We start from the raw sequence: 14,645 nt of genomic DNA, 5'->3' as shown, positions 1-14,645 counted from the left end.
CCGGACGGGCCGGCACAGTCGCCCCTACGCGTCGGTGGGCTGCGCCTTGGTGGGCTCGTCGAGCAGGTGGTCGCGGAGCGCGGCGAGCTGCTCGTCGGTCACCCCGGCGTGGCGCAGGTACGCCTCGACCGAGCCGTGCCCCGCGCGCAGCTCGTCCAGGAAGATCTGCATCGCCTCGGCGGGGGAGGCCAGGAACGGCGCCGGCACCTCCACTCCGTCCGGGTTGATGGAGGCCAGCCAGGCGCTGTACCGGGCCGACGCCTCGCTGCTCAACGCGTAGTCCGCTGTGATGTCAGCGTCGTCGACGCCAAGCACGGCGAGGGTCAGCGCGCAGACGATGCCGGTGCGGTCCTTGCCAGCCACGCAGTGCACGACCACCGGGGCGTTGGCGGAGTCGGCGATCAGCCCGACCGCCTCGGCCAGCCCGGCCGTGCCGGTCTGGGCCAGGTCGGCGTACCGGTCCGCGAGGTACCGGGCCAGGCTCGCGCCCTCCTCGTGCGGCACGCCCGCCCAGTCGTCGTGCTCCGGGTGGATGTGCCGGTAGGTCAACCCCTCGTATGCCGGCACCCGGCCGTCCCGCTCCACCTCGGTGGGGCGGCGCAGGTCGATGACGGTGCGGACGCCGATCGCGACGAACGCGTCGCGGTCCTGTTCGGTGAGGCGGTGCAGCGAGTCGGAGCGGTAGAGCCGGCCACGGCGTACGGGTCGTCCGCCGTGCCCGAGGTAGCCGCCGGCGTCGCGGAAGTTGAAGGTGGCGGGGAGCGAAATCTGTCGGCTGTCGTCGATGGCGTCCACGCCCTCACGGTAACGGCCGGTGGGACAGTGCCCCACCGGCCGTCGGGCCGAACAGTCACCGTGCGGTGCCGGGCGGGAGCGCGCCGTACGTCTCGTCGTAGTAGCCACCCAACTGGTCCCGGTAGCTCGGGTCGCTGTGGCTGGTCTCGTCGTACTCCGGGGCGGCCTTGATCTGGTCCCGGGTCCGGTCGACGGAGACTGTGCGTTGGTCGTGGTCGACCTGGTTGACGGTGCCGGCCGGCAACATCACCTTCTTGCCGAAGATCCAGGGCCCGGTGTCCACGACCAGGTAGCTGCCGCCCACCTCGTGACTGGCGCTGTCGATCTTGCCGATTCCACCGTCGGTGGCCTCGACCTTGTAGCCGACCAGGTCGACGTCGGCCACGCCGGCCTGGTCCCGGTAGCGCCAGGGGTCGAACGTGCCGGCCGGCGCGCCGCCGGGCACCGCGCCCTGGTCGCCGCCGCGCAGCGGGTCCGGCCCGGCGTGGGTGGCGTGCGGATCGATCCTGTCCATGCCGTTCACTCCTGACTGTCACCGATCAACTCATGTCTCCGCAGGAGCTACCCGGCCGTCGGGGGCCGGAAACGGCGACAGGCTCAGGCCAGGGCGGCCTCGGCGTCCAGGGTGACGGCGGCGGCGTGCACCACTGCGGAGATCCGCAGGGCCTCGTGCAGTTGCTCCCGGGTGAAGCCGCTGGCGCGCAGCTTCTTCTCGTGCAACTCCAGGCACACCTCACAGCCGGCGATGGCCGACACGGCGAAACACCACAACTCGAAGTCGCCCTTGTCCACCCCCGGCCTCGCGATGATCTGCATCCGCAGTCGGGCCGGCATCGAGGCGTACTGCTCGTCGCCGATCAGGTGCTTGGCCCGGTAGTAGATGTTGTTCATCGCCATGATCGCCGCGGCGCCCTTGGCCGCCTCGACGCCCTCCGGCCCGAGGTGCCCGAGCGCGTCGGCCGCGATCTCCCGCAACACGACAGGGTTGCGCGCGGTCACCGCACAGGCCAGCGCGGTGCCCCAGGTCTGAGCCGGGGTCAACGCCGAGGAACCGATGGTGGAGCCGAGGTTGAGCCTGATGTCCCTGGCGTACTCCGGCAGGGCTGCCTTGATCGCGTCCAGGCCCATGGTCAGACTCCGGCGGCGGGGGGCTGGTCGGCGATCTCCGTCGGGCTGATGGAGGTGAAACCCATCGGCCCGACGAAGACCACGCACCACGTGCCCTCGTGGGACGTGTGGCTGATCGTCCTGGACGCGTTGTTGGCGCCCAGCGATACGCAGGCGGCGGGTCCGTGCTCAGGTAAGCGGTCACTGACGGTGAGCACAGGTCCTCCTTGCAGACGGCACGGTGGCCATCATCGGATCCGTTCCAGATGCTTCCGCATCGCTGTTTCCGCCAATGGGTGGCCCGGTGGCTTGTGAAGCCGATCACGAGCGGCGGTTCGGGGCGAACGAACCCTCCATCAGCATCCCGCTATGTGGATTGTTCCTCCCACATACAGGGGAGGGGTGGCAGAGTGGCCATCGTGACCAGCACCGCCCTGATTATTGCGACCTAGCGCGCCGGCTCTCCCCTCTGCCGAGCGCGCAGACCTCCCGCATCCGCGGGAGGTCTTTTTGTTGCTCCGAGAAAGGATCCTGATGACGTTCCAGGTCTTCGACACCACGTTGCGCGACGGCGCCCAGCGCGAGGGGCTCACCTACTCGGTGGTCGACAAGCTGGCAGTGGCCCGGCTGCTCGACGAGTTCGGCGTCGGCTTCATCGAGGGCGGCTGGCCGGGCGCGGTGCCCAAGGACACCGAGTTCTTCCGCCGCGCCCGCACCGAGCTGGATCTCCGGCACGCCGTGCTCGTCGCGTTCGGCGCCACCCGCAAGGCCGGCGTCGCGGTCGCGGACGACCCCCAGGTACGCGCCCTGCTGGACGCGCAGACCCCGGCCGTGGCCCTGGTCGCCAAGGCCGACAGCCGGCACGTCGAGCGCGCGCTGCGCACCACCGGCGCGGAGAACCTCGCCATGATCCACGACACTGTCAACCACCTCGTCCGCGAGGGACGACGGGTCTTCGTCGACGGGGAGCACTTCTTCGACGGCTATCGGCACGACCCCGCGTACGGCGCGGCAGTGGTGCAGACAGTGCTCGCCGCCGGCGCCGAGCGGATGGTGCTCTGCGACACCAACGGCGGCATGCTGCCGTCCCAGGTGACCGCCGTGATCCACGACCTGACGACCAGGCTGGGGATCGACGCCGCGCTGCTCGGTATGCACGCCCAGAACGACACCGCCTGCGCGGTGGCCAACACGATCGCCGCCGTGGAGGCGGGCGTCCGGCACGTGCAGGGCACCGCCAACGGGTACGGCGAACGTCCGGGCAACGCCGACATCTTCGCTGTCGTCGCCAACCTCCAACTCAAGCTCGGCATGCCCGTCCTACCGGAGGGCTGCCTGGAGCAGATGGTGCGGGTCTCGCACGCCATCGCCGAGATCGCCAACATCGCCCCCGACACCCACCAGGCGTACGCCGGGGCCGCTGCCTTCGCCCACAAGGCGGGGTTGCACGCGAGCGCGATCAAGGTCGACCCGTTGCTCTACAACCACGTGGATCCGTCGGTGGTGGGCAACGACATGCGGATCCTGATCACCGAGATGGCCGGCCGGGCCAGCGTCGAGCTCAAGAGCCGTGAGCTCGGCCTGGACCTGGCCGGCAGCCCCGAGGCGCTGACCCGGGTCACCAAGCGGGTCAAGGAGCTGGAGGCGGGTGGCTGGTCCTTCGAGGCGGCCGATGCTTCCTTCGAGCTGCTGGTCCGCTCCGAGCTGCCGGAGGGCAGCCCGGCCCGGCCGTTCACCCTGGAGTCGTACCGGGTGCTGGTCGAGCATCGCGAGGACGGCGCTGTGGTCTCCGAGGCGACTGTCAAGATCCGGGTTCGCGGTGAGCGGGTCATCGCCACCGCCGAGGGCAACGGCCCGGTCAACGCCCTCGACGAGGCGCTGCGGGTGGGGCTGGCGCGGCACTATCCGCAGCTGCGCGACTTCGAGTTGGCCGACTACAAGGTGCGCATCCTGGAGGGCAGCCACGGCACCGGCGCGGTCACGCGGGTTCTGCTGGAAACCTCCGACGGCGGCGGCCGGGACTGGACCACTGTCGGCGTCCACCCCAACGTGGTCGAGGCCAGCTGGCACGCCCTGGTAGACGCCCTCACCTACGGCCTAGCCCCCACCCCCGTCTAACCCGCTGCCTCCCCGCCCCCACCCCCACCCCACCCCCCACTCCCGCGATCTTGCACTTTGTGTCGACGGTCTGCGGCTTTTGTCGCTGATGCCGGGACAGTAAGTGCAAGATCGACGAGGTGGGGTGGGGTGGGTTAGGGGTTAGGGAGGGTGAGGGTGGCTTGGACGGGGCGGTGGTCGCTGCCGGGCAGGGTGAACACCTGGACCGAGCGGACCGCTATCCGGTGGTCGACCAGGACGTGGTCGATGGTGACGGGTGGGATGAGGTCGCCGTCGTACGGACCCCAGGTGCCGGTCAGGCCCTCTCCGGTGGCATCGGCGGCGTCGACGTAACCGCTGCGCAGCAGGGCCCGCAGTGGACCGTGGTCGAGGGTCGCGTTGAAATCCCCGGCGAGGATACGCAGACCACCGTCCGGGGTGGCCGGTGGTTGGGCGGTCAGGTCGGCACGCCAGGCACCCACCTGGTCCAGCGCGTACGGCGCTGAGGGGTGGGCCGATTCGACGCGGACCGCGGGCCCGCCGGGGACGGACACCGTCGCGTACGCCTGGCTGAAGCCCCAACCTTCGAGGTTGCGTCGGACGCCGCCGTCGGTGATCGGCCACCGCGAGTAGAGCCCGGAGCCGGGGGTGCCGATCTCCGGGTTGAGCTGCCGGTGCGGCAGCAGCGTGGCGAGGCCGAGTCGATCCAGGGCGGCCTGCGCGTCCGGGGTGAATTCCTGCACGGTGAGCACGTCCACCTGGTGTCGCCGGACCAACTCCACAAGTGTCCGCGCGTCGCCGGCGCCGGCGAGCAGGTTGGCCGTGAGCAGCCGCACTGTCGGCCCGGCCGCCGCCGGCTGCGGGTTGGCCAGCGCCCGAGGTGCGACGGTGCCGAGCAACGCCACCGCTGCCAGGGCCGCGAGCGCCGCCGGCCACCAGCGCCGCAGGGCGAGCGCGAGGGCAAGGACCAGCACGCTGACCCCCGCGACGTACGGCGTGAAGGCGAGCGCCTGCACCAACGGCCCCCGGTCAAGGCCGAGCAGTCGGGCCGCCGCCCAGAGGGCGGTGGGTACGACGGCAAGCCAGCAGAGCACCGTGCCGAGCCGAGCGTTCCGGTGCGCGGGTGGAGCGTCGACGATCACGACGGTGATCGTAGTCGGCCCCGACGAACCCATTTCATGAATGGCGATGCGCTCACCTTTCACAATTATCTGACGGTTGGTTGACACCCCGGAAAAGCGAGATCAACTATTGACTGGCGGCTTTTTCCGGTGCTACGTTCCATCTGGCTTAAACGACGCAACTCTGAGTAGTAACAGCAGCTCAGAGGGGATGAGGATTGGTGGAAAATCAATCTCATCGGGTGTGAGCGAGGCAGCTTTCCCCCGCCCAACTGTCGTCGTACGCCTATTTATGGGCAGTCATCCGTCCCGCCCTGCGGGTCGGCCGAATTCGCACGGTCACACAAGGGGGACCTGTCATGAGCACATCCTTCCGACGCAAGGTGGCGGCGGTCACGTTCGCTGTCCTGGGGCTCAGTCTCGCCGGCGGGGGCATCGCTATCGCCCAGCCGTCCGCGAAGGCGCCGCAGGAAACGGTCCAGCCGGCACGCGGCACGAACTCCCAGCCGCCGGTCAGCGCCGAGTCGGCGCGCATCGCGAAAGCAGCGCTGAAGGCGAGTGCGGCCACCCCACTGGTGGCCACAAACGTCTTCACCGTCGTCAACTCCAACGGCACCAAGGCGCGCGGCGGCGGCACCGTGGTCAAGTACGGCGTCGGGGAGTACGAGGTGATCTTCGGTCACACCGTCTCGGCTGGTGCCTTCCTGGCCACCCTCTCCCTGTCCGGCTCCTGCTGCATTCCGCCGGGTGGGGAGGTCTCGGTCGCCCCGCGGCTGCTGACGCCCAACGCGGTCTTCGTGCAGACCCGCAACTCGGCCGGGACGCCGGCCAACCTGGGCTTCACCCTGCTCACCCACACACCCTGACCAACCGACACCCGGCCCCCGTCGCCTCCGGCGCGGGGGCCGGACCCTGTCTGCCCGGCGCGCGCCGCCCGCCCGGATCGGCAGCCCAGGAAGCGTCGGGCCCTCCTCGACCGGTTCGTGCCGGTCGGGCGCACACTGGCCAATCCCTCGCCGGTTGTCCGAGACTCGGCAGGCTCGCGAAGGTCGTCACCCTTCCGCGCGGCTCATCCCCATTCCGGCCACTCCGGGCCGGTCCCTGCCGCACAATCCCACGTTTGTCGAGCGTGTGCCAGGGAAGCAAGCACCGTGACGGACATCTCGGACACCCTGGCCAGCATGCCCAGCCCGGTCGATCCGGAGCCGACCGGCATCGAGCTGGAACAGACCCTCTTCGAGGTCAAACGCGTGATCGTCGGGCAGGATCGCCTCGTCGAACGCCTGCTCACCGCCCTGGTCGCCAACGGACACTGCCTCCTGGAGGGAGTACCCGGCGTGGCCAAGACACTGGCCGCGCAGACCCTCGCGACGGTGGTCGGCGGCACCTTCTCCCGGATCCAGTTCACCCCGGATCTGGTGCCCTCCGACATCGTCGGCACCCGGATCTACCGGGCGTCGAAGGAGACCTTCGACATCGAGCTGGGCCCGATCATGGCCAACATGGTGCTGGCCGACGAGATCAACCGGGCCCCGGCCAAGGTCCAGTCGGCGCTGCTGGAGGCGATGGCCGAACGGCAGGTCTCGATCGGCGGGCGCAGCTGGCCGGTCCCGGAGCCGTTCCTGGTGCTGGCCACCCAGAACCCGATCGAGTCCGAGGGGGTCTACCAGCTCCCGGAGGCACAGCGTGACCGGTTCCTGATGAAGGTGGTGGTCGACTACCCCAGCGACGCCGACGAGCTGGCCATCCTCTATCGGATGAGCACCGACCGTCCCACCCCGCGCCAGGTGCTCGACGCGCAACGGCTGCGGGACCTCCAGCTCCACGCCGAGCGGGTCTTCGTCCACCACGCGTTGGCCGAGTACGTCGTGCGGCTGATCCTCGCCACCCGCGACCCCGGCCGGTTCGGGCTGCCGGAGATCGCCCCGCTGTTGGCGTACGGGGCCAGCCCCCGGGCCACCCTGGGCCTGGTCGCGGCCGCCCGGGCACAGGCCCTGCTGCGGGGGCGGGAGTACGTGCTGCCCGAGGACATCCGCGAGCTTGCCGTCGACGTCCTCGCCCACCGGCTGGTGCTCTCCTTCGACGCGGTGGCCGACGGGGTGTCGGCCGAGAGCGTGGTGCGACGGCTCGTCGAGGCGGTACCGCCGCCCCGGCTTGCCACCGGACACCCGCAGCAGGCACCGGATCTGGCGGCGGCATGAGACGCGCCGCCGTCGCGCCCGCCGACCCCGGCCTGGCCGAGCTGGCCCCGGACCAGCGCCTGCGCCGCCTGGAACTGACCGTCACGCGCCGACTGAACGGTCTGCTGCACGGCCAGTACCGTGGTCTGCTGCCCGGTCCCGGCAGCGAACCCTCCGGCAGTCGCGAATACCGGCCGGGCGAGGACGAGGTCCGCCGGATGGACTGGGCGGTGACCGCCCGGACCGCAGTGCCGCACGTCCGGCAGGTCGACGCCGACCGGGAGCTGACCACCTGGCTGCTCGTCGACGGCAGCGCCAGCATGGAGTTCGGCACCGCCGAGCTGGACAAACGGGAACTGGCCGTGGCTGCCGTCGCGGCGGTCGGCTTCCTGACCGCTGGCGTCGGCAACCGCCTCGGCGCCCAGGTGCTGCGCGCCGACGGGGTACGCCGCTTCCCGGCCCGCAGCGGGCGTACCCATCTGCTCTCCCTGCTCCGCGCGCTGCTCGCCGCCCCCCGGGCCACAGCGCCCACCGACCGGCCGGGGCGTGGGCCGGCGACCCGACCGCCCGATCTGGCCGACGGGCTCGACGCGCTGCACCGGATCGCCAACCGGCGTGGGCTGGTCGTGGTGGTCTCCGACTTCCTCGACGGCCTACCCGACGACCCCGGCCAGACAGCGCCCTGGGAGCGGACCATGCGCCGGCTGGCCGTCCGGCACCAGGTGCTGGCGATCGAGGTCACCGACCCGCGGGAGCTGGAACTACCGGACGTCGGCCTGATCACGCTCGTCGACCCGGAGACCGGCCGACACCGCGAGGTGTGCACATCGGACCGTGGGCTGCGCGAGCGGTACGCCGAGGCCGCCACCGCCCAGCGCGAACAGGTCCACCAGGCGCTGCGCCGCAGCGGGGCCACCCATCTGCCGCTGCGCACCGACGGCGACTGGAGCGCGGACATCGTCCGGCACGTGCACGCCCAGCGTCGGCTGGCCGCCGCGCCGGCCGGCCGACACCGGGGAGGTGCCGCGTGATCTGGCAGTCGCCGCTGCGGCTCTGGCTGCTGCTCGGCGTGCTCGCCCTGGTCGTCGCGTACCTGGTGCTGCAGCGGCGACGCAGCCGGTACGCGGTCCGCTTCACCAACCTGCGGCTGCTGGACCGGGTGGCGCCGGAGCGGCCCGCCTGGCGTCGACACGTACCGGCCGGGCTCTTCCTGGCCATGCTGGCGCTGCTCGTGGTCGGCTTCGCCCGTCCGAGCGCCGAGGTCCGGGTGCCCCGGGAACGTGCCACTGTGATGGTGGCGGTGGACGTCTCCACGTCGATGCTCGCCACCGACGTCGAACCGGACCGGCTGGCCGCGGCGAAGGAGGCCGCCCGGCGATTCGTCGAGGGCCTGCCCGACGAGTTCAACGTGGGTCTCGTCGCGTTCGCCGGCAGTGCGGCAGTGCTGGTGCCCCCGGGCACCGACCGGGACGCCCTCGACGAGGGGATCGACAGGCTCGCCGAGGGCATCACCGGTGTCCAGGGCACCGCGATCGGCGAGGCCATCAACACCTCACTCGGCGCGGTCAAGAGCCTGGACAGCGAGGCGGCGAAGGAGACACCACCCGCCCGGGTCATCCTGCTCTCCGACGGCGCCAACACCTCCGGGATGGACCCCATGGAGGCGGCCGCGGAAGCGGTGAAGGCGGAGGTGCCTGTGCACTCGATCTCGTTCGGCACCCCGTCCGGCTTCGTCGACAGGGGTGGACGGCCCATCCAGGTGCCGGTGGACGGACAGACCCTCAAGGCGGTCGCCGAGGAGACCGGCGGCATGTTCCACGAGGCCAGCACCACCGACGAGCTGCGGGCCGTCTACGACGACATCGGCAGTTCGGTCGGCTACCGCACGGAGCGGCAGGACATCTCGGCCCGGTTCATCGGCCTCGGACTGGTGTTCGCGATGGGCGCCGCCGCCGGCTCGATGCGCTGGTTCTCCCGACTGCCCTGATCGCCGCGCACAACCGACGTCGACAGTGAGGAGCACGCATGGCAGTGCAGACCGGACTGGGCGAACCGCGCGGTCCCTGGTTCATCTCACCGGAACTCGGCCCGGACGGGCGCGGGTGGTGGGACACGCCCGAGCGCGACCCGGGCGGGCGACGGCCCGGGCGGCTGCTCGCCGTGTTGGCAGTGGTGGCGGTCTCGGCCGTCTCCGGTGCTCTCGCCGGCGGCGTGGTGGCCAGCCGGGACGGGGCTGGTGGCCCGGCCGCGGCGTCCGCCGCCCCGGTGCCCGCCGAGCTGGTCACCGCGGCCGAGCGGACCGTACCCGGGGTGGTGTCGGTGCTGGCCGGTGGATCCAGGACCGGCGGGTCCACGACCGGCGGGTCCACGACCGGCGGGTCCGCGACCGGCTCCGGCTTCGCGGTGGACGACCAGCAGCACCTGATCACCAACGACCACATCCTGGCCAAGGCAGGTGGCGGGCCGGTGACAGTGGAGCTGCCCGACGGCCGCCGGTTCGCCGCCGAGGTCGTCGGACGGGAGCCGCGCAGCGACCTGGCGGTGCTGAAGGTGCCGGCATCGGCCGGTCTCACCCCGCTGCCCCTGGCCAAGCCGGGCGCGACCCGGGTCGGTGAGCCGGTGCTCGCTGTGGGGTCGCCGCTCGGTCTGGCCGGAACTGTCACCGCGGGCATCGTCAGCGCGCTCGACCGGGAGGTACGGCTCGGCAACAACCGGCACAGCGCTGTGCAGACCGACGCGTCCATCAACCCCGGCAACTCGGGTGGACCACTGGTCAACGCCCGCGGGGAGGTGGTCGGGGTGAACACCGCCATCGCCACCATCGACGGAAACGGCTCGATCGGCATCGGGTTCGCCATCCCGATCGACCAGGTGCAGCAGACCGCCGACACCATCATCGGCAAGGGCGGCTGAGCTGCCCGAACGCCCCCACGGGGGCCACCACTGTCAGATATCCGGCCGGACGGCATCGGACCATGGAAATATTACGCTCGGTATGGATACTGGCGGAGGTGGAGCGTCCTCTTCTCACGGTCCTCCTGCTGGTGGGCCTGGTCATCGGATGTGCAGTGGGGTCGGCGTACACCCGGGCACGGCGCGGGTGGAACGATTACCAGACCGTCAAGAAATCGGTGCCAGGCGCCCGCCGGGGCGCCTGGTCGCTGATCCGTGGCGTCGTCGTGAAGGCCGCGGTGATCGGGGTGCTGCTCTTCGGCGCTGTGGCGTACGCGGCCGTCGGCTCCGACGAGGAGACCGCCGGGCCGGTGCCCAGCCAGTCCCCGACGCAGAGTGAGCCTCCGCACCGATGACCCCCGGCGGGTCGTCGCGGGTTAGCCTCGGGGCGTGGACGACGGACTGCGGGTGACCGACCGGTGGGTCGTCCCCGCCGGGGAGCTACGGGAGCGCTTCTCCCGCTCGTCGGGGCCGGGCGGGCAGGGTGTGAACACCGCTGACTCCCGGGTCGAGCTGAGCTACGACGTGGCCAACTCGCCGGCCGTGCCCGAGTGGTTGCGGTCGCGGGCGCTGGACCGGCTGGCCAACCGCCTCGTCGACGGGGTGCTGACGATCGCCGCCAGCGAACACCGGGCCCAACTGGCCAACCGGGAGGCGGCCCGGGCCCGGATGACCGCCCTGCTGCGGGAGGCCGCAGCGCCCCCACCGCCGACCCGCCGAGCGACCCGCCCGTCCCGCGGGGCCAAGGAACGCCGGCTGGCCGAGAAGAAACGCCAGTCCCAGCGCAAGCGGGACCGCCGCGCCGACGACGACTAGCCCGCGACGACGACCAGCCCGGGACGGCGACCCGTTCGGGACGACGACCCGCCCGGAACGGCGACTAGGCCGGGACGGCGGCGAGTAGCCGGTCGCGCAGCACGGCGGCCCGCTCGGCGAACCCGCGCTGCGCCGCCGCGTACTCCGCCCGGCCGTCCGGAGTCTCCACCCGCACCGGCGGGTAGCCGAGCGCCGCCAGGTCGTACGGGCTGGCCCGCATGTCCAGCGTGCGGATGTCCCGGGCCAGGTCGAACGCGTCGGCCACCAGCTCCGAGCAGACCAACGGCGACAACTTGTACGCCCACTTGTACAGATCCATGTTGGCGTGCAGGCAGCCCGGCTGCTCGTGCGCGTGCTGCGTCTCCCGGGTCGGGGTGAGCAGGTTCAGCGGGCGGGCCGGCGCGGTGAAGAACCGGAACGCGTCGAAGTGGCTGCACCGCACGCCCCGCTCCTCGACGACCTCGGCGGTGCGCTCCGCGCTGAGCCGCAGCGGCCAGGAGTTGTGCCGCAACTCCTCCCGGGTCTGCCGGTAGACCATCGCCCACTCGTGCATCCCGAAGCAGCCGAAGTGCGGTGCCCGGCTCCGCGTCGCCTCCAGCAGGGAGCGGATCCAGGCGATCGACTCGCCGCGCCGCGCGCGTACCCCAGCGGTGTCGAGGGTGACCCCGGCGGCGCTGGCGCGGTAGTCGCGGCCGAACTCGCCCGGATCGGCGTCGCGCAGCTCGACCCCGGGTCCCGGATGCCAGCGACGCAGCTGGGCCGGGCGGTGCGAGTAGTAGGTGAACAGGAAGTCGGCCACCGGATGCCGCTCACCGCGTCGTCGCCGGGCCAGGTGCGGCGTCAGCCAGACGTCGACCCGCTCCTCGTGGGCCCGCCGGCGGGCCCGCCACCGCGCCGCGTCGAGCACGGCGGGGGCGAGGGCGGCGGTCACGCACCCAGGGTACGACCGCCGCCCGCACACCCGGTCAGGGCATCTGCACCCGGACCCCGGCGGAGAACACCCCGCTGCGCAGCTCCAGCTGCTGGGGCGGGTCCCGCCCGTCCACGGTGAAGACCAGCGGGAGCACCATCCGGGTGCCCGCCGCCATCGGGTCGGCGAAGACGTCCCGGCCCAGGTTCGCCGTCCGGGTGGCCGACTCGTCGGTGCTCACCCAGCGCCCACCGGGCAGGTACGCCCGTTGCAGCTCGCTGTGCCAGGGCTGGTGCTCGCCGGTGACGTTGCGCACACCCACTGTGGCCTCGCAGCGTCGCCCGTTGGCCGGTGCGGCACCGCCACCGTCGGGCTTCCCGGCGGTGCCGGGCGCGCCGCAGGTCATCCGGTACACGGTGAACTCGAACGCCGACTCGCGCAGCGGCACGCCCAGCGACCCGTTGACCCCGGTGCCCACCCACGCGCCGCTGGTGGGCTGCTTCTGCGTGTCGATCGCCGCTACCTGCCGGGTCGCCGTCCAACCCGCGGTGCCGACCACGCCGGCCAGCACCACGACGGCGGCGCCCACCAACATCCAGACCGGTGGGGTACGCCGACGCCGTACCGGACTCGGGGCTGCCGGGCGCGGGTAGACCGTCCCGCGGTCACCCTCGCCGCCGCCGGTGGACAACGCGGCAGCCGTCACCCGACGCCCGCGCCGACGTCGCCACACCCACACCAGGGCGGCGCTGATCAACAGCAGGACCGCCAAGCCGGCGAGCAGCACCGGGTAGCGGCGCCACGGCGGCGCCTCGCTCACCTCGGCCGCCGGTGCCGCTGCCGCCCGCCAGGTGGCCGTGGCGCAGTCGTACGGCCGGCTGCCGTCGCTGGTGAACGCGCAGGTCGGCGCGGTCAGTGGCCGGCCCGGCGCGGTCGTCGCGAGCGCGGTGCCCAGGGTGGTGGTGCTGTGCGCGGGCAGCCGCAAGCGCCAGGTCACCTCGGTGGCCGATCCGCCGGCCGGGGTGGACCGGCCACCACCGCTGATAGCTGTCGTCGACGAGCCCGGCGGCAGTTCCTGGCGCACAGTGGTCTCCAGCGGAGAGTTGCTCACGTTGCGCACCTGGATCCGGTACCTCGGCGCCGGGCTGCTCTCCGTCGCGACCGCCACCGTGACCTGTTGCGGGGGCGCTGACGCCGGTGCCCGGGTCGGTGGTGCCATCGCCGGTGGCGCCGACGGCGGGGTGGGCTCGGTCACCCGCGCGACCATCGCCAGCGGCGGCCGGGTTCCCGCTGATGCTGGTGTGGCGGCCGGTGGTGGTGCGGCCGCTGGTGGTGCGGTCGCTGGTGGTGCGGTCGCTGGTGGTGCGGCCGCCGTTGGTTGTGGCGTGGCGGCCGGTGGTCGTGGTGCGGCCGCCGTTGGTTGTGGCGTGGCGGCCGGTGGTCGTGGTGCGGCCGCCGTTGGTTGTGGCGTGGCGGCCGGTGGTCGTGGTGCGGCCGCCGCCTCCGGAGCCGCCGACGGCAGGGCCGGCACGGCGGCGAGGATGCCGAGGCAGTGCACGAACACTGCGAGGGCTCTGTGGTGTCGTGTCGATGCAGGCATACGAACGAACCTCCGGAGCCGACGCTAGGGGCGAGCCGCCTCCGTGCGGGTACGAAGTCGAGAAGTCCGCGCCGGTCACCTCCAGCTCCGATAGGGTGCCGCGCGCTGACAGGTTGAGCACACCCGAGCGCCTGTCCTGGCCGGTTGGGGCGCCGTCGGCGCTAGATTGGCCGGGTGCGTATCGCTCGTTTCGCCCATGCCAAGGGAATGTCGTTCGGTGCCGTCGAAGGCGAAGCGGAGGCTGGGCCGCAGGGCCTGACCATCGCCGAGATCGAGGGCCACCCGTTCGGCAATCTGTCCTTCAGTGGGGCCCGCTGGGCCCTCTCCGACGTCCGGCTGCTCTCGCCGATCCTGCCCAGCAAGGTCGTCTGTGTCGGCCGCAACTACGCCGACCACGCCGCCGAGCTCGGCAACGAGGTGCCCAAGGAGCCGCTGCTCTTCCTCAAGCCGTCCACCTCGGTGATCGGCCCCCGGGACGCCATCCGGCTGCCGATCTTCTCCAAGCAGGTCGAGCACGAGGCGGAGCTGGCGGTCGTGATCGGGGCGCCGGGTGCGCGTCGGGCCGACCGCGCCGCCGCCGAACGCGCCATCTTCGGCTACACCTGCGCCAACGACGTCACCGCTCGTGACCTCCAGCGTTCGGACGGGCAGTGGACCCGGGCCAAGGGCTTCGACTCGTTCTGCCCGATCGGCCCGTGGATCACCACCGGGCTGGACGTCTCCGACCTGGAGATCCGTTGTGAGGTGGGTCGCAACCCGGAGGAGATGGAGGTGCGCCAACTCGGCCGGACGAAGGACATGGTCTTCGACGTGCCGGGCCTGGTGTCCTACATCTCGCACGTCATGACTCTGCTGCCCGGCGACGTGGTTCTCACCGGCACTCCGGCCGGGGTTAGCCCGCTTGTCGAGGGGGATACGGTCACCGTGCGGATCGACGGCATCGGCGAGCTCACCAACCCGGTGGTGCCCGTCGCCTGATCCGTCTGATGCCCCTGCTTCCGCAGCTCACGGGCGGTTCGGGGGGATCGGATTTGGCCTGTCGGTACCGGGAGGGTAAAGTTCACTCC

At 71.9% G+C, this 14,645-nt stretch carries 16 protein-coding genes; 9 read left to right on the top strand and 7 right to left on the bottom strand.

Annotation, left to right across the window (positions count from 1 at the left end; translation table 11 throughout):
• Nucleotides 1-24: 24 nt before the first annotated feature.
• From NIE111_RS13085 to NIE111_RS13070, 4 genes are all read right to left on the bottom strand, one after another.
• Nucleotides 25-795 carry a tyrosine-protein phosphatase gene (locus NIE111_RS13085; RefSeq protein ID WP_238684650.1) on the bottom strand — a complete coding sequence of 257 codons (771 nt, stop codon included), beginning with the start codon at nt 793-795 and terminating at the stop codon, nt 25-27.
• Nucleotides 796-850: 55 nt separating this feature from the next.
• Entirely contained in the window at nt 851-1,309 is a 459-nt protein-coding gene (locus NIE111_RS13080) for a PRC-barrel domain containing protein (protein ID WP_238684649.1), read from the bottom strand.
• Nucleotides 1,310-1,392: 83 nt separating this feature from the next.
• Complete coding sequence (gene ahpD / locus NIE111_RS13075; RefSeq protein ID WP_238684648.1) at nt 1,393-1,923, bottom strand: alkylhydroperoxidase, AhpD family; 531 nt, start codon at nt 1,921-1,923, stop codon at nt 1,393-1,395.
• 2 nt (nt 1,924-1,925) lie between these two features.
• Entirely contained in the window at nt 1,926-2,120 is a 195-nt protein-coding gene (locus tag NIE111_RS13070; protein WP_238684647.1) for a hypothetical protein, read from the bottom strand.
• 316 nt (nt 2,121-2,436) lie between these two features.
• On the opposite strand from NIE111_RS13070, the gene cimA reads away from it, so the two are divergent.
• The gene (cimA, locus tag NIE111_RS13065; protein WP_238684646.1) at nt 2,437-4,020 is read left to right on the top strand and encodes a citramalate synthase; all 1,584 of its coding nucleotides are present in this window, start codon (nt 2,437-2,439) and stop codon (nt 4,018-4,020) included.
• 134 nt (nt 4,021-4,154) lie between these two features.
• Here the strand turns inward: cimA and NIE111_RS13060 are convergent, their stop codons facing one another.
• Nucleotides 4,155-5,138, bottom strand: coding sequence for an endonuclease/exonuclease/phosphatase family protein (locus NIE111_RS13060; protein ID WP_372488321.1), 984 nt, complete (start codon nt 5,136-5,138; stop codon nt 4,155-4,157).
• A 341-nt stretch (nt 5,139-5,479) separates the two neighbouring features.
• Between NIE111_RS13060 and NIE111_RS13055 the strand changes: the two genes are divergently transcribed.
• The 7 genes from NIE111_RS13055 to arfB all read left to right on the top strand — a co-directional run bounded on the left by NIE111_RS13055 (nt 5,480) and on the right by arfB (nt 11,068).
• Nucleotides 5,480-5,986, top strand: a complete 507-nt coding sequence (locus NIE111_RS13055; protein WP_210786399.1) for a hypothetical protein — start codon at nt 5,480-5,482, stop codon at nt 5,984-5,986.
• 285 nt (nt 5,987-6,271) lie between these two features.
• Nucleotides 6,272-7,321 (top strand): AAA family ATPase, encoded by a 1,050-nt coding sequence (locus NIE111_RS13050; protein WP_238684645.1) that lies wholly within the window; start codon nt 6,272-6,274, stop codon nt 7,319-7,321.
• Entirely contained in the window at nt 7,318-8,331 is a 1,014-nt protein-coding gene (locus tag NIE111_RS13045) for a DUF58 domain-containing protein (RefSeq protein WP_238684644.1), read from the top strand. Before NIE111_RS13050 ends, NIE111_RS13045 begins: the two co-directional genes overlap by 4 nt.
• Complete coding sequence (locus NIE111_RS13040) at nt 8,328-9,287, top strand: VWA domain-containing protein (RefSeq protein ID WP_238684643.1); 960 nt, start codon at nt 8,328-8,330, stop codon at nt 9,285-9,287. The genes NIE111_RS13045 and NIE111_RS13040 overlap by 4 nt, the downstream gene beginning before the upstream one ends.
• Nucleotides 9,288-9,325: 38 nt before the next feature.
• Nucleotides 9,326-10,213, top strand: a complete 888-nt coding sequence (locus NIE111_RS13035) for a S1C family serine protease (RefSeq protein WP_238684642.1) — start codon at nt 9,326-9,328, stop codon at nt 10,211-10,213.
• Nucleotides 10,214-10,311: 98 nt separating this feature from the next.
• Nucleotides 10,312-10,608, top strand: coding sequence for a hypothetical protein (locus NIE111_RS13030; protein WP_238684641.1), 297 nt, complete (start codon nt 10,312-10,314; stop codon nt 10,606-10,608).
• 34 nt (nt 10,609-10,642) lie between these two features.
• The gene (arfB, locus tag NIE111_RS13025; protein ID WP_238680798.1) at nt 10,643-11,068 is read left to right on the top strand and encodes an alternative ribosome rescue aminoacyl-tRNA hydrolase ArfB; all 426 of its coding nucleotides are present in this window, start codon (nt 10,643-10,645) and stop codon (nt 11,066-11,068) included.
• A gap of 64 nt (nt 11,069-11,132) precedes the next feature.
• Here the strand turns inward: arfB and NIE111_RS13020 are convergent, their stop codons facing one another.
• Complete coding sequence (locus tag NIE111_RS13020) at nt 11,133-11,999, bottom strand: 3-methyladenine DNA glycosylase (RefSeq protein ID WP_238684640.1); 867 nt, start codon at nt 11,997-11,999, stop codon at nt 11,133-11,135.
• Between the two features lie 34 nt (nt 12,000-12,033).
• Entirely contained in the window at nt 12,034-13,578 is a 1,545-nt protein-coding gene (locus NIE111_RS13015; RefSeq protein ID WP_238684639.1) for a hypothetical protein, read from the bottom strand.
• A gap of 174 nt (nt 13,579-13,752) precedes the next feature.
• Here NIE111_RS13015 and NIE111_RS13010 point away from each other — a divergent pair, with 174 nt between their 5' ends.
• The gene (locus tag NIE111_RS13010) at nt 13,753-14,556 is read left to right on the top strand and encodes a fumarylacetoacetate hydrolase family protein (RefSeq protein WP_091393135.1); all 804 of its coding nucleotides are present in this window, start codon (nt 13,753-13,755) and stop codon (nt 14,554-14,556) included.
• Nucleotides 14,557-14,645: the final 89 nt, after the last annotated feature.

Source organism: Micromonospora hortensis (genome assembly GCF_022230935.1).
Classification (GTDB): domain Bacteria; phylum Actinomycetota; class Actinomycetes; order Mycobacteriales; family Micromonosporaceae; genus Micromonospora; species Micromonospora hortensis.
This window is presented reverse-complemented; position numbering and strand designations above follow the sequence as displayed.